Source organism: Brucella lupini, assembly GCF_002252535.1.
Lineage (GTDB): Bacteria > Pseudomonadota > Alphaproteobacteria > Rhizobiales > Rhizobiaceae > Brucella > Brucella anthropi.
In genome coordinates this window covers 1-24384 of sequence record NZ_NNRN01000005.1, presented here as the reverse complement: position 1 = coordinate 24384, position 24384 = coordinate 1, and the positions used below count along the sequence as shown (strand labels likewise).

Genomic DNA, 24384 nt, shown 5'->3' with positions numbered 1-24384 from the left:
TATCAAGAATCAACTACCTGCATACCGATATCAAGTTTAAAAAAGTTTTAGGCCATGCATACTGAAAAATTTAATTGCTGACTGAATGAAAACTTTTATATGCCAGATTCCCTTCTTTGCGGCATGCCCGCCACCATGGGTGACTCGAACAGTGGGCACGTATGCCGTATCGGCAAATTTACCCGACCTTAATGAAAGGTCAAAATCCTCAAAATACAAAAAGAAATTATCACTAAATCCGCCCGTATTCTTTAAATTACTACCTCTAAAAAGCATGAAGCACCCGCTTACTATAGGCGGGTTCCAATAGACGGAATTTTTTGTTTCAGCCTGCATCTCATATCGCGCTAAGCGTGCAGTGAAGAGCTTTCTCACGCTTTGAGGTGCAAAGCCTCGCAGGAATAAATCGAAGACTGTCGGGTAGCGCTTGCACAGGTATTGCCTTTGCCCATTTGGCCAAACTGCAAATGGACTCAACAGCCCGCAGTTTTCATTCGCTCTCATGAAAGCTAATGCATTGACTAGAGCATCTGGACTTAACTGAATGTCCGGGTTGAGGATGAGATGGAATTCTCCTCTCTGTTGAATAGAAATATTATGAGCTCGACCAAAGCCGATATTACCTTGTCCATGGACTAATTTAATAGGGAAATCTGGATATTTACGGTCAAGAAATTTGGCAACCTCAGTACTTGATGAGTTGTCTACAATGGTGATAAAATACTCTCCGCCTGTTAACCCGTCGAGCGCTGTTTTCAGGCTACTCAATGTTTTCTCCAATTCGACAAGATTGGGATTGTACGTAACAATGGAGGCCGTCAGCAACGGTTGCACATTGGTTTGTTGATCGGCAGATAAATCAGAATTGAGCATTATTTTTATTCTCAGTTTACTCAGCAAGATGGGGCTTGTAAGCCAAAAAGGGACAGCTTGGAAAAGTTTGGTCACTACGAAGTTTAATTTGCGTCATCGGTATTTTCGGGGTGTCATAACGAAGCCATTTTCCCAATTAACTGTGAATCTATATGAACGAAGACATAAAAATAAGATGTTAGGAAGTGAATTCGTATGAAGGGAATTATTCTCGCCGGCGGCAGTGGCACCAGGCTGTACCCTCTAACAATAGCAGTCTCCAAGCAGATTTTACCTGTCTATGACAAGCCAATGATCTATTATCCGCTGAGTGTCTTGATGTTGGCAGACATTCGAGAGATTCTCATCATTTCGACACCACATGATCTGCCACTTTTCCAGAAACTGCTTGGTGATGGAAGCGAATTCGGAATAAGTTTTTCTTACGCCGAACAGGAACATCCTAACGGTTTGGCGGAAGCATTCATAATTGGTGGAGAGTTTATCGGTAACGACAGTGTGGCGATGATTCTTGGTGATAATATCTACTTTGGGGACGGTCTCTCCAAATTATCACAACTCTCATCTCGTTCATTGACGGGCGGTACTGTTTTTGCCTATCGCGTGGATGACCCGCAGCGCTATGGCGTGGTGGAATTTGATAGCAAGACTGGTCGGGCAATATCCATTGAAGAGAAGCCGGAAAGGCCGAAATCACATTGGGCTGTCACAGGTCTTTACTTTTATGACAATCAAGTCGTCGATATTGCACGTTCGATCAAGCCGTCGGCTCGTGGTGAGCTTGAAATTACCACAGTCAATAATGTCTATCTCGAACGTGGTCAGTTAAATGTTCAGCGCTTCGGTCGCGGATATGCCTGGCTGGATACAGGTACCCATGACAGCCTGCATGAAGCGTCCTCCTTTGTGCAAACGATTGAAAAGCGCCAAGGCATCAAGATCGCCTGCCCAGAGGAAATTGGACTGGATAAAGGTTGGCTGAGCAGTGAAGCTTTGCTTAAGCGAGCAGCTAAACTTGGAAAAACTGAATATGCAGCTTATCTGCGCCGACGTGTTGATGAATTGGGGAAAGATTGATGGAAGCCCGTTCGTTAGCTTTAGACGGCGTTTTTGAGATAGTTCCGCAAAAGTTCAGTGATGATCGCGGTTTTTTTTCCGAAACCTATAATGCAAAATCACTTGCAGAAGCCAGTATAGATCTAAATTTCGTTCAGGACAATCACTCCTATTCTGCGGCAAAGGGTGTTGTGCGCGGGCTTCACTATCAGTTGCCACCATTTGCACAGGACAAACTGGTGCGTGTTATGCGTGGTGCAATTCTGGATGTTGCGGTGGATATTCGTAGAAGTTCGCCAACATTCGGGAAGTGGGTCGCGCTGGAAGTTTCCGCCGAAAAGTGGAACCAGATTCTTGTGCCCAAGGGCTTCGCGCACGGTTTCATGACACTCGTTGAAAACACCGAGGTTGTCTACAAGGTCACGGATTACTATTCCCTGGAGCATGATCGCTCGATCCGTTTTGACGATCCGGCTATCGGTATTGAATGGCCACTTCCTTCTTCAGGCGTCCAGCTTTCTGACAAGGATCAGAAGGCCCCACTTTTTGCTGACGCAGAAGTTTTTGCTTGAGGAAATGATATGAATATTCTCGTTACCGGTGGAGCAGGGTTTATTGGTTCGGCCGTCTGTAGACATCTCGCTGATGATCCGAAGGTCAATGTAGTCAACCTTGATAAGCTGACCTATGCAGGTAATCTGGCGTCTCTACGTCAGATCGAAAACCACCCGAATTACAGTTTTCTCCAGACCGATATATGTGACGACACGAGCGTTCTGGAAGCATTGCGCGCCCACGAAATCGATGTGGTCATGCATTTGGCGGCGGAAAGCCACGTAGACCGTTCAATCGATGGTCCGGGTGCATTCATCGAGACGAATATCGTCGGAACGTTCCGTTTGCTCAATGCGGCACTTGCTTACTGGCGAGAGTTACCGGAACCGCGCAAATCGAGTTTCCGTTTCCACCACATTTCGACGGATGAAGTGTTTGGCGATCTGCCTTTCGATAGCGGAATCTTCACCGAAGAAACCCCGTATCAGCCGTCTTCGCCTTATTCGGCTTCGAAGGCTGCCTCAGATCATCTGGTGCGGGCTTGGTATGAGACCTATGGCCTGCCGGTCGTGCTCACCAATTGCTCGAACAATTACGGACCGTTCCATTTTCCGGAAAAGTTGATCCCTCTCGTCATTCTTAACGCGCTCGATGAAAAGCCGCTGCCGGTTTATGGGGCAGGGGCAAATGTCCGTGACTGGCTCTATGTTGAGGATCATGCTCGTGCTCTGGCATTGGTGGCGACCACTGGTAAGCTGGGCGAAAGCTACAATATCGGTGGGCGCGCAGAGCGTACCAATCTGAGTGTCGTTGAAACGATCTGTTCCATTCTCGACAAGAAGCGGCCTCGGGCAAACGGAAAGAGTTATGCTGATCTGATAACCTTCGTGACAGATCGACCCGGTCATGACCGCCGTTATGCGATTGACGCTTCGAAGATCGAGCGTGAATTGGGCTGGAAGCCGCAGGAAAGCTTCGATACGGGATTGGAAAAAACCATTCAATGGTATCTCGATAATGCATGGTGGTGGGGGCCGATCCGCAGCGGTACATATGCTGGTGAACGTCTGGGCAGCACGTCAGCAAAAGGGACCAAGGCATGAAAATCCTTGTGACTGGGCGGGAAGGGCAGGTTGTTCAGAGCCTTCTTGAGAAGGCAGTTCAACGTTCCGATCTGGAGGTGATTGCGTTGGGTCGCCCGGAACTGGATCTGGCAAAGCCGGACACAGTGCATAGTGCCATCGCGGCGATTAAACCCGACCTCGTCGTGTCCGCCGCCGCATACACGGCCGTGGATTTGGCCGAGGATGAAAAGGAACTTGCGTTTGCGGCGAATGCCACTGGAGCTGAAGCAGTTGCCGATGCCGCGAGGGTCTGCGGTGCTCCGGTCATCCATCTGTCGACGGATTATGTTTTTGCGGGCGACGCCGACGAACCGTACGTTGAAACGGATGCTACCGGACCTCGCGGTGTCTATGGAAGCTCCAAGCTTGAAGGCGAGCGTCTGGTTGCACAATTCAATCCGCAACACATCATTATGCGGACGGCGTGGGTCTATAGCCCCTTTGGCAAGAATTTCGTCAAGACGATGTTGAAGCTCGCAGAGACGCAAGATGCTCTATCGGTTGTTTCCGACCAATGGGGCAATCCGACCAGTGCTCTTGATATCGCTGACGCAATTATCCATGTGGCGGATCATTTAGAGGTTACGCCAGACTTCTCAGCTTATGGTGTTTATCATTTGGTTGGTACGGGCGACACAAACTGGAGTGGCTTTGCGCGGGCAGTATTTAATGAAAGTGCCACGCTCGGCGGATCAACCTCGACTGTTACGGATATTACGACAGCCGATTATCCGACCAAAGCGGTACGCCCTGCCAACTCCCGCCTCTCGACTGCCAAATTCCAGCAGGTGTTCAACTGGTCCGCACCGCATTGGCAGTCGTCACTACGCGATGTTGTGACCAGATTAATATAGTGAAATTGCTAGGTTTCAGTTTTTTGCCAATCTACCTCTTGTTTCGAGGAAACCACTGCGACACAAATACATCGGGTAGGGCTTTCCGCTATCTGCTCGCAAATGAGTCGTTTACCCACAGTTTCAAAATACACACAATTACTTGATTGCGACTATGGTCGATTGGCACTAAATCCGATCCATGAATTGAAAACGATGGCATTTATCGGAGTAGCCTATGTGCGGTATTATTGGCATTATTGGAAATGAGCAGGTCGCTCCACGCCTTGTGGATGCATTGAAGCGGCTTGAATATCGCGGTTACGATTCCGCCGGTATCGCCACATTGCAAAATGGCAGGCTTGACCGCCGCCGCGCCGAGGGCAAACTCGTTAATCTGGAAAAGCGTCTGGCTGCTGAACCGCTTCCGGGCGTCATCGGTATCGGCCATACCCGCTGGGCAACCCATGGCAAGCCTGTGGAGCGCAATGCGCATCCGCATATCACCAAGCGCCTTGCCGTGGTTCATAATGGCATTATCGAAAATTTCTCCGAATTGCGCACCATGCTGGAAGCAGAAGGCCGCAAGTTCGAAACGGAAACCGACACGGAAGCCGTCGCCCATCTGGTGACGCGCGAACTGGAAAAGGGCAAGTCGCCGGTCGAGGCCGTGCGCGATTGCCTGCCGCATCTGAAAGGCGCGTTTGCGCTTGCTTTCCTGTTTGATGGCGATGAGGAATTGCTGATCGGCGCACGTCAGGGACCGCCGCTTGCCGTTGGCTATGGCGACTGCGAAATGTTCCTCGGTTCCGATGCGATCGCACTCGCGCCTTTCACCGATACGATCGCCTATCTGGAAGATGGCGACTGGGCTGTGCTGACCCGCAAGGGCGTCACCATCTATGACGAGAACAACAATCCGGTTGAGCGTCCTGCGCAGAAGTCACAAGGCACCAATATGCTGGTGTCGAAGGGCAATTATCGCCATTTCATGCAAAAAGAGATGTTCGAGCAGCCGGAGGTGATCTCCCATACGCTCGCCAACTATCTCGATTTTACGACTGGCAAGGTGCGTCAGGACGCAATCGGGATCGATTTCAGCCAGATCGACCGCCTGACGATTTCGGCCTGCGGTACGGCCTATTATGCGGCGACGGTTGCAAAATACTGGTTCGAGCAGATTGCTCGCCTGCCGGTCGATAGCGATATCGCGTCGGAATTCCGTTACCGTGAAATGCCGCTGTCGAAGGATTCACTGGCGATGTTTGTGTCGCAGTCGGGCGAAACGGCAGATACGCTGGCATCGCTGCGTTATTGCAAGGCTGAGGGCCTGAAGATTGCTTCGGTGGTCAATGTGACCGGCTCGACCATCGCGCGCGAATCCGATGCTATTTTCCCGTCTCTTGCGGGGCCGGAAATTGGCGTTGCCTCCACCAAAGCCTTTACCTGCCAGCTTTCGGCCATGGCCTCGCTTGCAATTGCGGCTGCGAAATCGCGTGGCGCAATTGACGACAAGCGGGAGCAGGAACTGGTGCGCCAGCTTTCCGAAGCGCCACGCTTCATCAATCAGGTTCTGAAAATTGAGGACCAGATTGCCGCCGTTTGTCATGAACTGGCCAAGGTCAATCATGTGCTTTACCTCGGTCGCGGTACGTCCTTTCCGTTGGCGATGGAAGGCGCGCTCAAGCTCAAGGAAATTTCCTATATCCACGCTGAAGGCTATGCTGCCGGTGAGTTGAAGCACGGCCCAATTGCGTTGATCGATGAAACCATGCCGGTCATCGTCATCGCACCGTCTGATCGTCTCTATGAAAAGACCGTTTCCAACATGCAGGAAGTGGCGGCACGTGGCGGGCGCATTATTCTCATCACCGACAAAAAGGGTGCGCAAAACGCCAGCGTCGATACGATGGCGACCATCGTTCTGCCGGATGTGCCGGAATTCATCACACCGCTTGTCTACGCTCTGCCGATCCAGATGTTCGCGTATCATACAGCGGTCCTCATGGGGACGGATGTAGATCAGCCGCGTAATCTCGCGAAGTCGGTAACAGTGGAATAAAGCTATCAACCCGACTGTCTATACGGATAGCCGAATTGACACACGCAGTATGGATTGTATGACGTCAAACGCAATCGAGTAAAATCCCACTAAAATGGGGGGGGGATTATCGTAACTGTTCTACCTAATTCACGTGTAGCAATAACATTGTGTAATGATCCCAGTCTGAGTTGATTGATTCCAATATGGTATTCGTTCGTGATTGTAGGGCGGGATTATTCTTAATGAGCTCAGGGCTGGTAAGCAGATAGATATTCGAATACGTTTCCGAAAGCCGAATTAATATCTCTTCAGCTTGTTGATAACTTTTGTACTCTCTTCCTAGTTCGGCGAGGCAAAGCTCTAACTTTTGGGTCTCTTTTACATACAAGAGACACCCAATGTTTGGGGAGGAAGTCGGAAGGTTAGCTAATTGTCTCGAGCCTTGTTCAGTCCAGTTGTTCAGTATTAGAAAACGCTGTTGAGCATTGTAAAGGCGCCAGCTGGCGGCGATGAAGAGTGAGTCTTGATCGCGAAACTCTTGTGCAAAATTGTTTAGTTGTTTGTCGGCATCATTGAGTTGTCTTTTGAGTAACAGAGTCTTTATGGGGGTGGCGTACGTTGCATACTTAAACCGATATCCGTCCCATACGTAGTTTGGAGTTCGAGCTATCCATGTGATGGTGATCGTTGCTGCGAGCATACAGAGCGCTACCGCAGCAGTTAACCATGTTCTTGCAAGCGTTGCCCAGAATGCTGAAACACTAATTCCTCCTGCGAGGGCCAAGAATGGCATCGCTGGGACTAGGAATCGTGGGGTATCCATTCGTCCACTATAGATAAATGCCAGCAGTATGGATGGACCGATAAAAAACCCAGCTCGCGCGAGTGAGCGTGTCCAATGTTCTCGTCCAGAACTATATGCATCCAATAGCGTGCCAATCAATGCCATCGGCAATAAGAATGGGAATAGAGTAGCAATAATCTGATTAATCGCCCAATTCTGAAATAGGTCAATTTTTCCACCATTACTTAGTAATACGTCTAGTATATTAACCCCAATGAAATTATATAATGAAAAAGAAACAATATAGCTGGAAGCAATTATAAAGATACCCACTCGCATTGATCGAATAGTGATTCCATTGAAGCAGAGGGGGGCTAATCCAGCAACTGGGAGAATAAAAACAAGATCAATTCTAAAGAGCGTGGCAAGGGCAGAAATAAACACGCCAGATATGAACAGAATGGCTCCTCCTTTTCGAAAAAAAGAGGATAATATACAAATTCCAAAGATGAGAACGCTTGTTGATATATTGCTTGATGAAACTTGAGATGAACTTGCCGTGTAGTCAAATAGAAGTAGAAAAGATATTCCAGAGAAAATAGGATGACATAATTTCATATTATACGATATGGTCATTACCGAAAAAAGTGATATCAGATAAAATACTAATGAATATAATGATCCTATGCGAAGGGAATCAATATTTAAGATATTATTTGTTGCTCTGTATAGTATAAATTCTCCTGGTCTGGTCTCGTAATTATATCCATTTTTATCGAAGACCGCAGAACCATAGTGCGAGTTGATCGAGTTTGTGGTGGCATATTCGAAACCCTCACTGGCAGTTGTTCCAAAAAAGGCGATAGGAAGTATCGAGTATACCAAGAGAGCCGCGAACAGAACGTGAATGATGACATCTGTTTTTTTTTTGTTCGGTCGTTCGGTCATGTTGTCCATTTGGCTATCAGTTTAATTCAATTGGTTTGAGTCGCAATTGTAGGTAATCGTATAGCACATTGATAGAGCTATGTATGGAGGGTGAATTATATGTTTTAATTGGATGTGCAATGATGTTGATATTTGAACCGTACCGGGTTTGCCGGAGGCTCCAACTTCTGAGAGATTGGGGCCACTATGAGCAAAACAACGAACAAGTTTTCACCTGAAGTGCGTGAACGTGCCATCCGTATGGTGCTGGATCACGAAGCAGAGCACCCTTCTCGGTGGGCTGCCGTTTCATCAATCGCTACCAAGATTGGTTGTTCGCCAGCCACCCTGCATGAGTGGGTGAAGAAGACCGAGGTCAACACTGGTAAACGAGCAGGCCTGCCGAGCGATGTCGCCGAGAAGATGAAGGCTCTTGAGCGAGAGAATCGCGAGCTTCGTCAGGCCAATGAGATATTGCGCAAAGCGTCTGCTTATTTTGCCCAGGCGGAGCTCGACCGCCCCTTCAAACGATGATTTCATTCATTGACGAATACCGTAGCGTGTTTGGGGTCGAGCCGATCTGCAGATTATTGCCGATTGCCCCGTCAACCTACTACGAGAACGTCGCCACGCGCCTGGACATCAACCGGCTGTCGGTCCGCACCCGCAACGATATCAGCCTGAAGATCGAGATACGTCGTGTCTTCGAGCAAAACTTCTGCGTTTATGGCGTTCGCAAGGTCTGGCGGCAATTGAAGCGTGAGGGGTTCGATGTCGCCCGCTTCACTGTGGCTCGACTTATGAGAGCCTGTTCCAAAAAGGATTGAGCGATTTCAGTCGGTTATGATTCAATCGGATTGCTTACATTCGATGGAGATCATGATGGCCTGGACTGCAACCGCTCGGCAACAATATGGACGACGCAACGCGCGCTATGCAAGCGATTTAACGGATGCGGAATGGACTGTCATCGAACCGATGATGCCTGCACCGAGCCGTCTTGGGCGGCCTCGCAAGACAGATTTGCGTGAGGTGGTAAATGCGCTGCTTTATATTGCTTCATCAGGTGGTGCATGGCGGCTTTTGCCAACGAACTTCCCACCATTTTCCACGGTTCAAAAATATTTCTATCGATGGCGAGATGAAGGGATGCTGCGCATGATCAACAACGCGCTCGTGATGGCAGCACGCGAGTTGACTGGAAAGCAGCCCAGCCCTACCGCTGGCGTGATCGATAGCCAGTCAGTAAAATCCACGGAAAGTGGCGGAATACGGGGCTTTGACGCGGGAAAAAAGATCAACGGTCGCAAGCGTCATATTGTGGTTGATACCCTCGGCTTGATGGTTGGTCTGGTGATCCATTCTGCGGGTATTCAAGACAGAGATGGTGCACCTGATGTCTTGAAAACCATCCTCAAACGCTGGCCGTGGTTACGGCATATCTTTGCTGATGGTGGATACGCAGGACCCAAGCTCAAAAACAGGTTGGAAAAGGTCGGAAAATTTACGCTGGAAATCGTCAAACGATCCGATCACGCTGAGGGCTTCAAACTCTTACCACGCCGATGGGTGGTCGAGCGGACGTTTGCATGGCTGGGACGTTGCCGTAGATTGGCCAAAGATTTCGAGAAAACCGTCGCGTCTGCTGAAGCCTGGGTCTACATCGCAAACATCCGCCTGCTCACCCGGCGCATCGCAAGAGCCTGATATCGTTACATTCATTATGATTCAGGCTCTTAAAATAAATGGCCTCCGGCAAACCCGGTACGGTTCATACTGTAATCGTTTGTGAGATATTTAGGCGAGAGACCTGCGTTATGCGGAGTTGGATGAGCTGATCCAGTGAGTTTATTAATCCAATCAATTTACATCATTATATTTATTGTCTAGGAGTAACAAGGTTCATTAATTTAGGCAGTATCCCGTTGGAGCTGAGTGTGCAGGCCGTCAAATTCATTATCTTCTCGGGCCTGGGCTGGTTGTGCGATTTTGCCATATTTGGCTTGCTTGTTTCTGTTGCAGGTATGTCTGCTGGTTCGGCGAATTTCATCAGTGCCACCATCGCAGCTATGGCTGTGTTCATAGCGTCGAAGCTGTTTATTTTCGCATCGCGTGAATCGCTCGGACGCTCGACGCTTTATTATCTAATTTATACAGAGGCCAACATTCTAGTCTGGGCACTCATCATTCAGTTCATCACGCATCAGCTGGTTTCATTGAATGTGTTGAACTATTCAACCTCAGCGCTGTTTGCCAAACTTATCGTGACGCCTTTCTCGTTGTTGTGCAATTTTGTTACTTCGCGCTGGCTATCTAACAGGAGGTGGGCGTGAGTTCACGAGTTCTATTGTTCATTCCCGCTTATAATTGTGAAAAGCAGATCGGCCGTGTTCTGGCGCAGGTCGAAGCCGAATGGTGCCAGTCAGTTGTAGGCCGGGTGATTGTCGTGAACAACCGAAGCACGGATCGCACGGGTGAAGTAGTGGCAGATCACATCAGGGCTCGTGGCGACAACTATGTTCAGTTGTTGCTCAATAATGAGAATTATGGGCTCGGCGGATCGCATAAGGTTGCTTTTCAATATGCTGTTCAAGAGGGGTATGATTGGCTTGTGGTTCTGCACGGCGATGATCAGGGTAGTGTCGCCGATTTTCGCAGCGTCTTGCTACAGCGCGATTCTCTGCGCGAGGATGCGGTGTTGGGTAGCCGATTCATGTCGGGATCGCAAACGCCGGGTTATTCACGCTTCAGAATTTTCGGCAATCACCTCTTTAATCTTCTCTATAGTTTATGCGTGTTTCGCCCAATCAGGGATCTTGGAGCCGGGCTGAACCTCTATCGGGTGAGTTCTCTGAAAGATAAGTCATTTCAGAATTATCCAGACAATTTGACCTTCAATTGCGTCATGGTTTGCGCGCAGGCGATCAGTGGTGATCAGCTTCTGTTTGAGCCTATCAGTTGGCGCGAGGACGATCAGATTTCCAATGTGAAGATGGTCCGCCAATCCATTCAAACGCTGAAGATTGCCTTGTCAGCACTGTTTCAGCGACGCAGTTTTCTGAAGCGTGATCATCGGAGCAAAGCTGTTAATAATTATGGATGGCAGGTGATTGATGTCTGATCCGGTTGCAATGATTATGCCTATGGCTGGGCGCGGCTCCCGCTTTGCCGCTGAGGGAGAAACTCTTCCGAAGCCCTTGATAGAGCTGCATGAGCGGCCTTTTTTCTATTGGGCCACGCGCGGCATCGTTGATGTATTACCGGAGGCTCAGCTGATCTATGTGGTGCTTCATGAGCATGTCGAGCATTTTTCTATCGATAAGGCCGTCATTGAACGGTTTCCTCAAGCCATTGTCCATATTGTACCGCAGCTCACTTCCGGAGCACTGGAGACAGCGTTGTTGGGCCTGCAAGATGTTGCCAGCCAAGCACATGTCATCATCAATGACTGTGATCATGCCTTTGTCTATCCGCAGATTAAAGCGGCCTGTTCAGCTCTGTCCAACGGTGCAGATGGTTTTCTTTCGCATTTTCATTCCACAGCGCCCCATTTCTCTTACGCGCAATATGATTCCGCCGGATGGTTGCTCCAAACTGCCGAAAAGAAGGTTATCAGTGATCGTGCGATAGCTGGCATCTATGGCTTCAAGAACCGGGAGATACTTGAGACGGCTGCAAAGATCTATCAGGAAGATTGTCCATATCCCGAATTGTTCATCAGCGGCGTCTATAACACTATGGTCGCCGCTACTAAAAAGGTCCAGGGTTTTGACCTGTTGCGACATGTCGCTTTTGGAACGCCTGAAGAGTTCCGAACCGCAGTCGGCCAACTCCCTGAGCTCTATGGTTCGTGACCATGATTACAACGCAGTCCATATTTTATTTCGCTATCGCCGTCGTCTTTCTTCTGATCGCACATATCCTACGTTCAATCCGTTGGCGTGTCATTCTCTTGCAGGATGATATTTATACTAGGACAGTGCCAGCTCTTGCTGCACTAAGTGTGGGATATCTGATCAACGCGATCCTGCCTTTCCGGCTTGGCGAGATTACGCGCAGCGCGTTTCTGTCCTACATGGCTCGACAACGTTTCTCGTCAATATTCGCCACCGTGATAGCGGAACGCATCGTTGATCTTCTTGTCGTTTCAGTCATTGGATTGATAGTGTTTTTTATTTATGGCGATGCGATATTCGTCATTACGACGATTTTGTTGTTTGTCGCGTGCATAGCTGTCGTGTTGTTCATTCACTACACTTGGCTGGCGAAGAGTATTGTCTATTTTGTTGCAGCCATATTCAACGATAGTCTGAAATCAGCAATTCTGCATTTTTTCTATTCAGTGACTCATCTCATTGTTGATGGTCGGCTCATCAAAAGCCTCCGGTTCTGGATGCTTACCCTCGCCATGTGGGCTTGCTATATCGTGTCGCTATTGTTGTTAGGGCACTTTCTGTCAATAGGTTTTTTCGAAGCATTTCTCGAGGTTTATTCCAGTGCCTTGAGCCTGAGTTGGGCTCCGGGTTTCGGGGAAACGAGGGGGTGGATACTCATCTATTTGCTGGCCCCGATAGCGATTTTAGTAATTTGCGTCGCATTATGGGAGGTTGATATTCTTGCGCGGTCACGGACATTGCTGCGTTCGCTGACCGCGATGGAGTATTTCGCCGCTGAGGAGCGAAATTCTCTACGCTCCAGCTTCTGGTCTGAACAACAATATGTCGCCTTTTTGAACCGGCGGTTTGCCGGAACGAACGATCTTCTGGCAAATTTCGAGGATCGCGGTCTGGATGATGTGCGCCTTCATCGGCTATTTCAGGGTGGTTCGGGTGCGGTGACTGCATTGGTCGAGGTTGACGGCCAACTGAGAGTGCGCAAATTCGCAACAGGCGAAGTGGGTGCGAAAATGACTGTGCAGCGCGACTGGCTGCAGGACAATAGTACAGGCTTGCCGTTGGTTAAGATTCTGTCATCCCAGAAGAATGGCGCCGATTTCCTGTATGATATGGAATATATTGCCGGAAGTCTGGATATGTACGAAGGTATTCATGCCAGTTCTCTTGAGGCTTCTAAGAGTTTACTAGGAAATGTTATAGCCAAGATGAGGGATTTCCACCGTTCAACGGAAATTGCATCGGCGGAAGATGCGGATATAGAGGCATATATACGTGCGAAAGTGCTCGGGAACTTCAATGTAATAAAAGAAGAATTTCAGGATATTATTTCGGACGAGATAATTCTATTGAATGGTGAGCCATTCGATACTTTTGCTCTCTCAATCTTTGAGGATATGAACTGGTTTGTGAGAAAGCTCAGCGACCGGCGACAATCCGTCATTCATGGTGATCTGACGATTGAGAATATCATGTTGCTGCCAGACAGCTCCGGTGGTCGAAAACCTGAGAGCTGGTTCTTGATCGACCCTAATCCGGTGAATGGGTTTCAGTCGCCATTGATTGATTACGCTAAGATCATGCAGTCGCTGCATCTCGGTTATGAGGCGCTGCATAAGCGGCCTAAAGCCAGTTATTCCGATGGCCAACTGACGGTTGGGGTTCATCGGTCATTCCAGTATGACGCGCTGTTCAACGAAGCAATAGATCAATTGACCGCCGATCTCGGCGAAGATGGCATGAAGCAGGTCTTTATTCATGAGTGGATTAATTATCTGCGTTTGATCCCTTATCAATTACGCCATAGTCGGGAAGCCGGACTCGCATTTTTTGGATGTCTGTGCTTGCTGTTGCGTAATTTTGAGCGGCGTTATCCGGGAGAGTTATCGTGATGCGGGCGGTTCTCGTCGATCTCGATGGCACGCTCGTGGATACCCATGCAGCAAATCTGGCGGCTTATCGTCAGGCGCTCGGTGAGACGGGTATTGCATATTCCAGCGCAGATCTGACGAGCAGTGTGGGTAAGCTGGCCTGGAGGCCAATGCTGAAGCAGGTCTTACCGTTACATCCAGATTTGCATGAAGGAATTGCGCGGCGCAAACGTGAGATTTACCCCACATTGTTTGATCTCGTGCGTGTCAACAAGCTGCTGGTCGCAGTACTGCGTCAGCTTCATAAAACGGTTCCCATTGCATTGGTAACGGCTGCATCGAGGGCATCAGTGACGCCGCTGCTTGCTGAGAAAAAACTCGATTGCCTATTTTCTATTATTGTCACAAGTGATGACACTACCGCGTCAAAGCCATCGCCGGAACCATTCATAAAAGCTGCTGCTTTGCTCCATGTTTGTCCAGAAGACTGTCTTGTACTCGAGGATTCCGAAGTAGGACTGGCTGCCGCACAGGCTTTTGGTGCGCAAACCTGGCAGATACATTGGCTCGACCAATAGAGTTACCGGTTTAATCAGCAATTGGTGCCTAGGCTAGCTCTGACAAATGTGCCCGACGTTTACGCGTGGGAACCGGTTGCTGTAACTTATGTTTCGAGTGTCAGTAAGAGGTGGTTGTAAGCGGGTAGGCTTGACGCCGTGCATCAACTGTAGCACAAATCTATGACACAATTGGCGAATGTGAAAAATTGATTTATTGAAATCATTGAGGAATTTGGTCTGGCTGGGAATCCAGGCGTCCCGGTGGGCAAGATCACGCGGCCCATTTCAGTACTTAAGAGCGCGTCAATTCCATCGCGATTAGAACAACGTGCCAAACTCCACAGCAATTATTAACGCAGACTGCGTTAAGGATTTGAAATTGCCTGCCTATACGGATTATGACCCACAATAAGGTGCATATGATTGCACCATTGTGGGGATCATAGTTTTCAGGTTCACGTTATAAGATGATAAAACTTTTGAGCTGGGGGGCGCTTGCGGGCGTTACTTCTTTGACATTGGAAAAGAACTGGCGGAAAGCATGAGCGGCACATCCCTTAAATTTGGCACAAGCGGTCTGAGGGGATTGGCGAACGAACTGAATGGTTTGCCCGCTTATGCCTATTCTCTTGCTTTCGTTGAAATGCTGTTGAAAGCTGGAAAGCTGCAGAAGGGCGACAAGGTTTTCGTTGGTCAAGACCTTCGCCCATCCAGTCCGGCTATTGCAGCACTTTGCATGGCGGCAATCGAGGATGCGGGGTTTCAGCCGGTCGATTGCGGTGTTCTGCCAACCCCGGCTTTGAGCCACTTTGCGATTTCGCAGCAAGCGCCATGCATCATGGTTACGGGCAGCCATATTCCGGACGACCGCAACGGGCTTAAGTTCTATCGCAATGACGGAGAAATCGACAAGAATGACGAGAGCGCCATCAGCGCGATCTATGCCGCTCTGCCAGAAAATCATGCCTTTCGTCATCTGCATGATGTGCCCCTTAGCAGTGATGCAATCGACCGCTATGTGAAGCGTTATGTTGATTTTGTCGGACTTGAGAGCCTTCGCGGCTTGCGCGTCGGGGTCTATCAGCATTCGTCTGTGGCGCGTGATCTCATTATCCGTATCCTCACCGAGCTTGGCGCAGAAGCCGTACCGCTCGGTCGATCCGATGTATTTGTGCCAGTCGATACGGAAGCTTTGCGCTCCGAGGATATCGAACTTCTCGACCAGTGGGCGAAGGAAAGCCGCTTTGACGCCATTGTTTCCACGGATGGTGATGCCGACCGCCCGTTGATCGCGGATGAGAAGGGCCGCTTCGTTCGGGGCGATCTGGTGGGGGCGATCACTGCCGACTGGCTTGGCGTCAAAACGATTGTGACGCCGGTGACGTCCAACTCCGCTCTTGAAGAAAATTTCGAGCGCGTCATCAGAACACGGGTGGGGTCGCCCTATGTCATCGAAGGCATGGCGCAGGTCATCGCCTCGGGCATATCAGCGGTGGTCGGCTTTGAGGCCAATGGCGGTGTGTTGCTGGGCACGGATATCAGCCGGGACAATCGCACATTGACTGCGCTTTCGACCCGCGATGCGTTGCTGCCAATTCTCAGCAGTCTTGGTTCCGTCAAGGAGCTTGGCAAGCCATTGTCCGAAATCGCAGCCCGCTTCCATTTCCGTGTTGCGCTGAGCGACAGGCTGCAGAACGTCCCGCAGGAAAAGAGCCTCGCGTTTTTGTCCTTGTTGAAGAATGAGGCGACGCGAAGTGCACTGTTTCAGATTGACGATCCGATTGTCCGCTCCGAAACGATTGACGGCGTGAAACTCTTCTTCCATTCCGGTAATGCAATTCATTATCGCGCTTCTGGCAATGCGCCGGAACTGCGATGCTATGTGGAAGCTTCAGATGAGAGCCAGGCAGCGAAGCTTCTGGAAACGGGACTTGCCATCGCCGGCAACGCAACGAAGGACAACTGAGCAATGAGCTTTATTCCTGTCATTATCAGCGGCGGTTCCGGTTCCAGATTGTGGCCGCTTTCGCGCGATGCGCATCCGAAGCCCTTCATCGAACTGCCCGATGGCAGCACCTTGATCGGCAAGACCTACAAGCGTGCGGCTCAGCTCGACGGTGTGGACCATATCCTCACCGTGACCAACCGCGATTTCCTGTTTCTGACGCTTGATGTCTATGCCGATGCCAAGGCGCCCAAGGTCGACAACGTGTTTCTGCTGGAGCCGCTCGGGCGCGATACAGCACCCGCAGTTGCCGTTGCCGCGCTCCATGCCGCAGCGACTTACGGCCTGGATGCGACATTGCTTGTCATGCCCGCCGATCATCTGATTGAGGACGAGGCGGCATTTGCGGAGGCCGTATCAAAGGCCCGGCAGATGGCTGAAAGCGGCCGTATCGTCACCTTCGGTATCGTCCCGGATCATCCGGAAACCGGGTTCGGTTATATCGAGGCCGAAGGCACCGACGTGCTACGCTTCGTCGAAAAGCCTGACGCACAAACCGCGCAGGCCTATGTCGAAAGCGGCCGTTACTTCTGGAATTCAGGCATGTTCTGTTTCACAGCCGGAACCATGCTCGCAGCAATGCAGCATTTCGCGCCGGAAATCTTCCATTCCGTGCAGGCTTCGCTCGAACATGCCCGACGTGGCGTCAACGGTGAGACCAGGACCATCGAAATCGCAAAGGATGATTTTGCGACGGCTCCTGCGATTTCCATCGATTACGCGATCATGGAAAAGGCCGAAAATATTGCCTGCATTCCAGTGTCTTGCGGCTGGTCTGATATCGGGTCCTGGGCCGCGATGGCGGATCTCATCGCGCCGGACGGTGAGGGTAACCGTCTGCGCGGCGAAACGGTTATAGAAGACACGACCGACAGCTTTGTCTTGTCCGAAACCCGGCTCGTCAGCCTCGTCGGCGTTCACGATCTGCTTGTCGTGGACACACCGGATGCTTTGCTTGTGGCGCATCGCGACAAGGCGCAGGAAGTGCGAAAGGTCTTCAACAAGCTGCGGGCAAGCGGTCATGAAGCGGCCAAGCTTCACCGCACTGCGCATCGTCCATGGGGCACTTATACGGTTCTCGAGGAAGGGGATGGCTTCAAGATCAAGCGGATCGAAGTGAAGCCAGGACGGCGCTTGAGCCTTCAGGCGCATCACCACCGTTCCGAACACTGGATCGTCGTTTCCGGCACCGCAAAGGTCACCAATGGCGACCGCGAGATTCTGCTCACGACCAACCAGTCGACCTATATTCCTTGCGGTTTCCGCCACCGGCTGGAAAATCCGGGCATTCTGCCGCTCGTGCTGATCGAGGTGCAAAGCGGCGAATATCTGGGCGAAGACGACATTGTGCGTTTCGATGATGTCTATGGGCGCACGTAGGGCCGCCTGACTGGTGGGGAATAGGAGCGGGTAGAATTTATTCGGGAACCATTCGCCGTCGCGGATGTTTGCCTTAACATGCCCAGCAAGGAACAGGACCCGGCAACCGATCAGATCGGTATGCCGGTCATCGACTTTCAAAAACATGCCCTTTTCTTCGATGTGGACGGTACCCTGCTCGATATCGCCGCCAGTCCGGATGGTGTTATCGTTCCAGTTGGTCTGCAAAAATCGCTTTCGCTCATTTCCGACCGGCTGTCCGGTGCAATGGCGCTGGTCACGGGCCGGGCAATTGCGTTCATCGAAGAACGCTTTCCCGATTATCGCGGCCCCATAGCCGCGTTGCATGGTGCCGAATTCCGGCACGCATCCGGGTTGGTTGAGCTGATCGAGCCCGGCGAACATTTTTTGATTGCGAAGGATTTTCTACGACAGGCTGCACTTCGCGTCAGCGGCTTTCTCGCCGAAGACAAGGGTAGTGCGGTTGCCCTTCATTATCGCTCCGCGCCAGAAAAAGCCGATCTGGCGCATGATCTCGTCGGGAAGGCACTGAAGCTCGCCGGGCCGGGCTGGGTCGTGCAGTCGGGCAAGATGGTTTTCGAGTTGCGCCCGGCGATCAGCGACAAGGGCGTGGCCTTGCGCCGCTTCATGAAGGAAGAGCCGTTTGCGGGTAGGGCACCGATCGCATTCGGTGACGATCTGACAGATTTATCGATGCTTGACGCTGCAGACGAACTGGATGGCACTGCGGTCGTGATCGGTCGCGCAATCGACCGTCCGGGCGCCACGCGGTTGGCGAACCCGGCAGAGCTTCGTCTCTGGCTATCCCGCCTTTGTGGCGATGAACAAGCAAAACAATGAGAGGATTTGATATATGGGTCGGCTGATCGTGGTCTCCAATCGTGTTCCCTTGCCTGACGAACAGGGCAAGGCTCCTGCGGGTGGCCTGGCGGTGGCATTGCAGGCCGCGCTCAGCGAACGTGGTGGCATATGGCTCGGGTGGTCCGGCAGGACCCTTCCCAATCGCCAGGTGCAGGAACTGGCGATCCGGGATGTGGGCTCCATTCGCTACGCGCTGCTCGATCTCCACAAGAAGGATATCGATGAATATTATGCCGGCTTCGCCAACCGCATGCTCTGGCCGCTTTGTCACTATCGCCTGGATCTGATCGATTACACGCGCAAGGACATGGCCGGATATTTCCGGGTCAATCGCCTGTTTGCAAAGCATCTTCTGCCGATGATCGAGCCGGATGATGTGATTTGGGTCCACGACTATCATCTCATTCCGCTGGCGGCCGAACTGCGCAATCTCGGTGTCACCAACCGCATCGGCTTCTTCCTGCATATTCCCTGGCCGCCTGCCGATATCCTGTTCACGCTACCCGTGCATGAGACCATCATGCGCGGCCTCGCATCCTATGATGTGGTGGGCTTCCAGACCGAGAACGATGTCGATAACTTCATCGGCTGCCTGCGGCGAGAGAAGATCGGCAAGCCGCTCAATGATGACGGATTGTTCGAAGCGTTCGGGCACCAGTTTCGTGCCGAGCGCTTCGGTATCGGTATCGAGACGGCGTCCTTCGCGAAGATAGCCGATAAGGCGCAACGTCATTCAACCGTAAAGCGCATGCGTGGCAGCATGCTTGATCGCGATCTAATCATCGGCGTCGACCGGCTCGATTATTCCAAAGGCATCACCAATCGCATGGAAGCTTTCGAGCATTTCCTGAAGGTCGATCCCGGCAATCGCGGCAAGGTCACCTTTTTGCAGGTCACGCCGAAATCCCGCTCCGAAGTGCCGGAATACAAGGATATGCAACGCGCCGTGGCAGAACTGGCCGGTCGGGTGAACGGTGCAAACGCTACGGTCGACTGGACGCCGATACGCTATATCAACCGTTCCCTGAACCGCGAGGTGTTGGCCGGGCTTTATCGGCTGGCGGCTGTCGGACTGGTCACGCCGCTGCGTGACGGGATGAATCTTGTCGCCAAGGAATATGTCGCGGCACAGGACCCTGAAAATCCCGGCGTGCTGGTGCTGTCCCGTTTTGCTGGCGCCGCGCAGGAACTCGACGGCGCGCTTCTGGTCAATCCCTATGACACCGAGGCGATGGCCTATGCCATGGCCCGCGCGCTTGCCATGCCGCTTGCCGAGCGCAAGGAACGGTTTGAAAGCATGATGGCTTTTCTGATCACCCACGACGTCAATCACTGGTGCGATGATTTTCTGGACCGTCTTTCCCCCGGTTGATGGGTTACGGTTTGACAACGCCGAGTTTGGCGGCTTCTTCCGCAAGATGTATCGTATAATTGAAGTTGCCCATATCTGACGATAGCAGGGGGGCTTTTGTCTCGCGAGCTTCCTTTGGCGACATGCCAAAACGAGTTTTGAATGCTCTGGTAAACTGTGCGCCGTCATGAAATCCGCAGCGATAAGCGATTTCCTTGAATGACACGTGTCTGCTGCACTCGCCGACCAGAATGCGATAGGCATGATCGAGCCGCTTCTCACGAATGATTGTGGCAATACCACCCTCTGTATCAAATGTCCGGTAAAGGCGTGAGCGGGAGACGCGAAGATTCTGGACGATAAGATTTGGCCCCAGCAGAGGATTGAACAGATTATCGTCGATATAGGCGAGGATGCTTTTGCGCATGGGAAGATTGACGGGAAGGCGCTGCATTTCTTCCCTGTCAACGCCGTTGATGCCGGCGCCAAGCAGCGTCAGCATTGCTTCCTGCGCTGATTTTGCTTCGGCCTTGCCCAGTTTGCCAATCAACGATTGCAAACTATGGAGATAATCAAAAAGCAGACGCGTCAGTGGTGCATTTGCTGATAAGATAAGCCCGTGCAAATTACGCCAGCCTACCATCCCCTCCAGGTCACTACGGGGGATTGTGACTGTGATGCGTGAGCCGGCAGATGCCCGGCTTTCCACGGTCTGTGTCAGATCGATAGTAATGATATCTCCGGGTTTTGCCACGACATCGATCCCGTTGAAATCGCCGCGTAAATTGCCTCCCGTAATAAGCTGCAGAACATAGTGATCGAGCCCACCCTCTGCGATGAGTTTGCGTGTGCGTGAGTAGTTCTGTGTGTTGAAGGAAGTCGTTCCGATCTGGAAAGTGCCGAGCGCGCTAGCAGCAATAGTTCCAGAAAACTGGTACTTCTTGTTCTCGGTCACTATTTCATACATGGGTTTGATTGCAGCTCGCCAAAACTCATTGCGAAGCTTGTCGTCGACCATGTCGGTCGAAACTGAAATCTCCATAACCATCACAAGTCGTTCAGCCCAAGGCAGGTTGTTGATATGAAATCGCACGATGTGTGTAATATTGATAACATGTAAGACTATTATCAATATTTTTTTGCTTAGGTGTAGATGTTATGCGTTCTTGTAGTTGAACAAATAAATTCTTTTGCATGGGGGTGATTTTAGCCAGCCACCCAAGCGTATATTATTAAATTCTAATATAAATGAAGCCTCCCGATTTTGACTGATAAACTCAACCCGGTGGAAGCTATCACCATATTTTGTCTGATGCCGCACAGGAACTATTCTCGATAGAATGCCAGAATAAAACTTCTGCTTCTTCGCAAAAGTTTGAACGTCTGTGAGCGCAACGAATAGCCCACGTCTTTCGTGATTGACGGAATGGGTTTTGGCTGTCAGTCAGAACTTCTGCTTTGCCCGCTTCGGCATAAAGTAGGTCCGGATATTGACAAGTGCTTCGGCGACGTCAGTGACGTCCTTGCGGGTGGCTTTGCGTTTTGTCTCTCCGAGCTTTCGAATTGGCGCAATGATATCGCCAGTGACGGCATGACCGCGAAGAACCGGCTGCCAAAGTCTCGGCGCGTATCCTGTTGCCAGCAAAAAGCAGACGTCCCAATCGAACGGATCACAGGTTTGGTCATCGATCCTGGTGAACCTGGGCCGGTGGTCTTTCGGGGTTTCGGAAAGGCTTGTCGAGATACGGTTATATTCCGCAACGATAGTCTGCACGGCCCGATGTTCGGTTGTTTCCATCGGCAGGTTCAGGGCGTCCGGGCAGGTCAGTTCCGGGATCCATTTGCGTGGGTCAATGAACTTTGGGCCAATGATCAGAGCCGTAAGATAACCATCGAGACCGCTCATTGACCAGATTGGCGATGCCGGACGGCGTCCCCTGATAAAGGCTTCGAACGCCTCGTCATCGAGCTTCGGACGTGCCGTCATCTCCTGGCTGTTGTGCGTCATGCCGCCCGTCGCTCCTGCTGCATCATCGCTTCACGCTCAGCCTTCCAGGTCCACGGCAGGAGGCTTTCCATTTCAGTGGCTTTCACTTTGCCGCAGATGATGCGCTCCAGCACATCGGCAAGCCAGGTCTCAGGATCCACACCATTCAATTTGCAAGTATTGACGAGCGATGCGATGACCGCGAAGGACTTTCCACCCCGCTCGTTGCCCACGAACAACGAATTCTTCCTCGTCAGGGCCACGGACTTCATTGAACGCTCGACGACATTGGAGTCCACCTCGACCCGGCCATCATCAAGGAAGGCTGTCAACCCGCTCCAATGGTTGAGCGTGTAGCCGATGGCCTTGCCAAGCGCCGATTTCGCCGACACCTCCTCGCGCAGTTCAGTGAGATGGGCTTTCAGCTCTCTCATGACTGGAGCGGCCTCGCGACGTCTCACGACGAGCCGGGTATCGGCACTTTCGCCGCGCAGTTTTGCTTCAATCCGATAGATTTCCGCAACCCTGGCAAGAACCGACAAAGCCTCCGAAGAGCCCGTCAGCTTGACGACATCGACAAACTTGCGCCGAGCATGGGCAAGGCAGAAGGCCAGCCGCATGGGGGCGACATTGCTTTTGCCCCGACGTTTGACCATGGTTTTATAGGCTTGGTATCCATCGACTTGAAGCACGCCGGTAAACAACGACAATTGTCCCTCGATCTCGCGGGCGCTGCGGCTTTCGGCAAAGATATAGGCCACGGCCGGTGGTGCCGGACCATTCCATGGACGGTCGTCAACCGCCTGCGCCCATAACTGGCAGACCTTGGTTCGTTTGCGCCCCGGATCGAGCTGCGGCAACGGCGTCTCGTCACAGAACACCCTCGGCTGTGAGCGGATAAAAACGGTAAGCGTGTCATAGAGAAGCTCCAGCCACCAGGCGACCCGCGTGACCCAGGTGCCAAGCGTGCCACGATCAATACTGACACCACAGGAGGCCAGCATCTGTGCCTGGCGATTGAGCGGGAGATGCCAGGCAAACTTCGAAACAGCGACATGCGCGGCAAACGCCGTGGTCACCATGCCACCGTCCATCACCCGCGCCGGTGCAGGTGCTTGCACGATGGCACTCTCACAGGCCCGGCATGCATAGCGCGGCCGGATCGTCCGCTTGACCCGGACAACAGCAGGTACGATGTCGAGCGCCTCGCTGACGTCCGTGCCGATGCAATGCAGTTCGAACGAACAGCAGGGGCAAATCTTGCTCTCCGGCTCGATGATCTCTTCATGGCGCGGAAGATGCTTCGGCAAGCGGCCGATATTGCGGGCAGGTGACCGCCGTGCCTGTGTTTTGTCTTCACCGACCGGTGCGGCATCGTCATTGGCTGCAACGGGAATATCGCTTAGATCGCCCAGGTCGAGCGTTGCCTGGGCCGGATCGATGATCGTCATCTTCTCCGACTTCGTCCCGAAGAGCTGGCGCTCAAGGAAGGCAACACGCGCTTTGAGATCGGCATTCTCTTCGTCGAGCGAGAGAATAATCCGGGTCAATTGCGCAGCATCCTGGGGCAAGGGATCGGGTCGAAGCAGCATGACTGACCCTACCATATCAGCCTGAATTTTCAAGCAAAACCAATAGGATCAGCCTGTTTTTGAGGGGCGTCTCACCGCGTTTCGCCTGACCCGCGTCCAGTCAATGCCCGCCAGCAAAAGCGAGAACTCCTGGGCACTCATCTGTATTGCACCATCGCGGATCGGGGGCCAAACAAACTTTCCGCTTTCCAACCACTTCGTCGCCAGGATCATGCCTGACCCATCCCAGTAAATGCAGCGAAGCCGATCCAGACGCCTGGCGCGGAACACAAACACGTCGCCACAATAGGGATCGGCCATAAGTGCTGACGCCACCAACGCCACAAGGCCATTCATGCCGCGCCGGAAGTCGACCGGTTGCGTTGCCACCATGATCTTCACGCCACTCGGCGAAACGCCGATCACCGGCGACCTCGCAAGGCCGCCACCATCGCTTGCGCCAGTTCTGGTGCTATCGGGCCAATAACCGTCATGCGCGCGCCAGCAATCTCGACCTCAATTCGACCGACGCCAAAGTGGGCCACATCTGGCGGCGAGCCTGGGACCGACGCTTGATCGCCAGTCACCGTCACCGGCACGAACATCGCCTGTTGCGCACTGACCCTCGCGGATCGTTGAGACGTCGGCCCAGCGTCCCGACGCCAGACGTTCAGCAAGCCGCGATTGA

General features: G+C 51.8%; 21 protein-coding genes, 2 pseudogenes and 1 other annotated feature. Of the genes and pseudogenes, 16 read left to right on the top strand and 7 right to left on the bottom strand.

Annotated elements, in window-relative coordinates; translation table 11 throughout:
* Window positions 1-36: 36 nt before the first annotated feature.
* Complete coding sequence (locus CES86_RS00455; protein ID WP_094513254.1) at window positions 37-873, bottom strand: glycosyltransferase; 837 nt, start codon at window positions 871-873, stop codon at window positions 37-39.
* A 195-nt stretch (window positions 874-1068) separates the two neighbouring features.
* Here CES86_RS00455 and rfbA point away from each other — a divergent pair, with 195 nt between their 5' ends.
* The 5 genes from rfbA (at window position 1069) to glmS (ending at window position 6503) form a co-directional block, all read left to right on the top strand.
* Complete coding sequence (gene rfbA / locus CES86_RS00450; protein ID WP_094513253.1) at window positions 1069-1950, top strand: glucose-1-phosphate thymidylyltransferase RfbA; 882 nt, start codon at window positions 1069-1071, stop codon at window positions 1948-1950.
* Window positions 1950-2501, top strand: coding sequence for a dTDP-4-dehydrorhamnose 3,5-epimerase (gene rfbC, locus CES86_RS00445; RefSeq protein ID WP_192802339.1), 552 nt, complete (start codon window positions 1950-1952; stop codon window positions 2499-2501). The genes rfbA and rfbC overlap by 1 nt, the downstream gene beginning before the upstream one ends.
* Before the next feature lie 9 nt (window positions 2502-2510).
* Window positions 2511-3587 carry a dTDP-glucose 4,6-dehydratase gene (gene rfbB / locus CES86_RS00440; RefSeq protein ID WP_094513250.1) on the top strand — a complete coding sequence of 359 codons (1077 nt, stop codon included), beginning with the start codon at window positions 2511-2513 and terminating at the stop codon, window positions 3585-3587.
* Window positions 3584-4462: a dTDP-4-dehydrorhamnose reductase gene (gene rfbD / locus CES86_RS00435; protein WP_094513248.1), complete on the top strand. Its 879-nt coding sequence runs from the start codon at window positions 3584-3586 to the stop codon at window positions 4460-4462. Before rfbB ends, rfbD begins: the two co-directional genes overlap by 4 nt.
* A gap of 217 nt (window positions 4463-4679) precedes the next feature.
* Complete coding sequence (gene glmS / locus CES86_RS00430; RefSeq protein WP_094513247.1) at window positions 4680-6503, top strand: glutamine--fructose-6-phosphate transaminase (isomerizing); 1824 nt, start codon at window positions 4680-4682, stop codon at window positions 6501-6503.
* Window positions 6504-6627: 124 nt separating this feature from the next.
* Here the strand turns inward: glmS and CES86_RS00425 are convergent, their stop codons facing one another.
* Window positions 6628-8226 (bottom strand): hypothetical protein, encoded by a 1599-nt coding sequence (locus CES86_RS00425; protein WP_143851050.1) that lies wholly within the window; start codon window positions 8224-8226, stop codon window positions 6628-6630.
* A 177-nt stretch (window positions 8227-8403) separates the two neighbouring features.
* Between CES86_RS00425 and CES86_RS00420 the strand changes: the two are divergent.
* From CES86_RS00420 to otsA, 11 genes and pseudogenes are all read left to right on the top strand, one after another.
* Window positions 8404-9002: pseudogene (locus CES86_RS00420) on the top strand (IS3 family transposase); the annotation flags it as partial.
* Window positions 8685-8801 (top strand) — a sequence feature (AL1L pseudoknot). (Overlaps the previous pseudogene by 117 nt.)
* Window positions 9003-9078: 76 nt before the next feature.
* Window positions 9079-9903: an IS5 family transposase gene (locus CES86_RS00415; protein WP_208617810.1), complete on the top strand. Its 825-nt coding sequence runs from the start codon at window positions 9079-9081 to the stop codon at window positions 9901-9903.
* Window positions 9904-10133: 230 nt separating this feature from the next.
* Window positions 10134-10529: a GtrA family protein gene (locus tag CES86_RS00410; protein ID WP_167387073.1), complete on the top strand. Its 396-nt coding sequence runs from the start codon at window positions 10134-10136 to the stop codon at window positions 10527-10529.
* A complete protein-coding gene (locus CES86_RS00405; protein ID WP_094513241.1) occupies window positions 10526-11317 on the top strand; it encodes a glycosyltransferase family 2 protein in 792 nt (263 codons plus the stop codon). The genes CES86_RS00410 and CES86_RS00405 overlap by 4 nt, the downstream gene beginning before the upstream one ends.
* Complete coding sequence (locus CES86_RS00400; RefSeq protein WP_094513239.1) at window positions 11310-12050, top strand: glycosyltransferase family protein; 741 nt, start codon at window positions 11310-11312, stop codon at window positions 12048-12050. Before CES86_RS00405 ends, CES86_RS00400 begins: the two co-directional genes overlap by 8 nt.
* 2 nt (window positions 12051-12052) lie before the next feature.
* Window positions 12053-13981, top strand: coding sequence for a lysylphosphatidylglycerol synthase transmembrane domain-containing protein (locus CES86_RS00395; protein ID WP_094513238.1), 1929 nt, complete (start codon window positions 12053-12055; stop codon window positions 13979-13981).
* On the top strand, window positions 13981-14538 hold the full coding sequence (locus tag CES86_RS00390; RefSeq protein ID WP_094513237.1) for an HAD family hydrolase: 558 nt from the start codon (window positions 13981-13983) through the stop codon (window positions 14536-14538). The genes CES86_RS00395 and CES86_RS00390 overlap by 1 nt, the downstream gene beginning before the upstream one ends.
* Before the next feature lie 523 nt (window positions 14539-15061).
* Entirely contained in the window at window positions 15062-16486 is a 1425-nt protein-coding gene (locus tag CES86_RS00385; RefSeq protein ID WP_094513235.1) for a phosphomannomutase, read from the top strand.
* A gap of 3 nt (window positions 16487-16489) precedes the next feature.
* On the top strand, window positions 16490-17905 hold the full coding sequence (locus tag CES86_RS00380) for a mannose-1-phosphate guanylyltransferase/mannose-6-phosphate isomerase (protein ID WP_094513234.1): 1416 nt from the start codon (window positions 16490-16492) through the stop codon (window positions 17903-17905).
* 78 nt (window positions 17906-17983) lie between these two features.
* A complete protein-coding gene (gene otsB / locus CES86_RS00375) occupies window positions 17984-18766 on the top strand; it encodes a trehalose-phosphatase (RefSeq protein ID WP_094513232.1) in 783 nt (260 codons plus the stop codon).
* A 13-nt stretch (window positions 18767-18779) separates the two neighbouring features.
* On the top strand, window positions 18780-20159 hold the full coding sequence (gene otsA / locus CES86_RS00370; protein ID WP_094513231.1) for an alpha,alpha-trehalose-phosphate synthase (UDP-forming): 1380 nt from the start codon (window positions 18780-18782) through the stop codon (window positions 20157-20159).
* A gap of 4 nt (window positions 20160-20163) precedes the next feature.
* On the opposite strand, the gene CES86_RS00365 is transcribed toward otsA, so the two are convergent.
* The 5 genes and pseudogenes from CES86_RS00365 to CES86_RS00345 form a co-directional block, all read right to left on the bottom strand.
* On the bottom strand, window positions 20164-21186 hold the full coding sequence (locus tag CES86_RS00365; RefSeq protein WP_094513230.1) for a helix-turn-helix domain-containing protein: 1023 nt from the start codon (window positions 21184-21186) through the stop codon (window positions 20164-20166).
* 396 nt (window positions 21187-21582) lie between these two features.
* Window positions 21583-22146 (bottom strand): UPF0149 family protein, encoded by a 564-nt coding sequence (locus CES86_RS00360; protein WP_094513228.1) that lies wholly within the window; start codon window positions 22144-22146, stop codon window positions 21583-21585.
* Entirely contained in the window at window positions 22143-23717 is a 1575-nt protein-coding gene (tnpC, locus tag CES86_RS00355; RefSeq protein ID WP_094513227.1) for an IS66 family transposase, read from the bottom strand. Before tnpC ends, CES86_RS00360 begins: the two co-directional genes overlap by 4 nt.
* A 48-nt stretch (window positions 23718-23765) precedes the next feature.
* The gene (gene tnpB, locus CES86_RS00350; protein WP_012092503.1) at window positions 23766-24122 is read right to left on the bottom strand and encodes an IS66 family insertion sequence element accessory protein TnpB; all 357 of its coding nucleotides are present in this window, start codon (window positions 24120-24122) and stop codon (window positions 23766-23768) included.
* Window positions 24119-24384 (bottom strand): annotated as a pseudogene (locus CES86_RS00345) (IS66-like element accessory protein TnpA); the annotation flags it as partial. The pseudogene CES86_RS00345 and the gene tnpB, both read right to left, overlap by 4 nt.

Excerpts from the sequence above, each read along its gene's own strand:
- CES86_RS00455 (WP_094513254.1), bottom strand. The coding sequence starts at position 873 with ATGCTCAATTCTGATTTATCTGCCGATCAACAAACCAATGTGCAACCG.
- rfbA (WP_094513253.1), top strand. The coding sequence starts at position 1,069 with ATGAAGGGAATTATTCTCGCCGGCGGCAGTGGCACCAGGCTGTACCCT.
- rfbC (WP_192802339.1), top strand. The coding sequence starts at position 1,950 with ATGGAAGCCCGTTCGTTAGCTTTAGACGGCGTTTTTGAGATAGTTCCG.
- rfbB (WP_094513250.1), top strand. The coding sequence starts at position 2,511 with ATGAATATTCTCGTTACCGGTGGAGCAGGGTTTATTGGTTCGGCCGTC.
- rfbD (WP_094513248.1), top strand. The coding sequence starts at position 3,584 with ATGAAAATCCTTGTGACTGGGCGGGAAGGGCAGGTTGTTCAGAGCCTT.
- glmS (WP_094513247.1), top strand. The coding sequence starts at position 4,680 with ATGTGCGGTATTATTGGCATTATTGGAAATGAGCAGGTCGCTCCACGC.
- CES86_RS00425 (WP_143851050.1), bottom strand. The coding sequence starts at position 8,226 with ATGGACAACATGACCGAACGACCGAACAAAAAAAAAACAGATGTCATC.
- CES86_RS00415 (WP_208617810.1), top strand. The coding sequence starts at position 9,079 with ATGGCCTGGACTGCAACCGCTCGGCAACAATATGGACGACGCAACGCG.
- CES86_RS00400 (WP_094513239.1), top strand. The coding sequence starts at position 11,310 with ATGTCTGATCCGGTTGCAATGATTATGCCTATGGCTGGGCGCGGCTCC.
- CES86_RS00395 (WP_094513238.1), top strand. The coding sequence starts at position 12,053 with ATGATTACAACGCAGTCCATATTTTATTTCGCTATCGCCGTCGTCTTT.
- CES86_RS00390 (WP_094513237.1), top strand. The coding sequence starts at position 13,981 with ATGCGGGCGGTTCTCGTCGATCTCGATGGCACGCTCGTGGATACCCAT.
- CES86_RS00385 (WP_094513235.1), top strand. The coding sequence starts at position 15,062 with ATGAGCGGCACATCCCTTAAATTTGGCACAAGCGGTCTGAGGGGATTG.
- CES86_RS00380 (WP_094513234.1), top strand. The coding sequence starts at position 16,490 with ATGAGCTTTATTCCTGTCATTATCAGCGGCGGTTCCGGTTCCAGATTG.
- otsB (WP_094513232.1), top strand. The coding sequence starts at position 17,984 with ATGCCCAGCAAGGAACAGGACCCGGCAACCGATCAGATCGGTATGCCG.
- otsA (WP_094513231.1), top strand. The coding sequence starts at position 18,780 with ATGGGTCGGCTGATCGTGGTCTCCAATCGTGTTCCCTTGCCTGACGAA.
- CES86_RS00365 (WP_094513230.1), bottom strand. The coding sequence starts at position 21,186 with ATGGTTATGGAGATTTCAGTTTCGACCGACATGGTCGACGACAAGCTT.
- CES86_RS00360 (WP_094513228.1), bottom strand. The coding sequence starts at position 22,146 with ATGACGCACAACAGCCAGGAGATGACGGCACGTCCGAAGCTCGATGAC.
- tnpC (WP_094513227.1), bottom strand. The coding sequence starts at position 23,717 with ATGCTGCTTCGACCCGATCCCTTGCCCCAGGATGCTGCGCAATTGACC.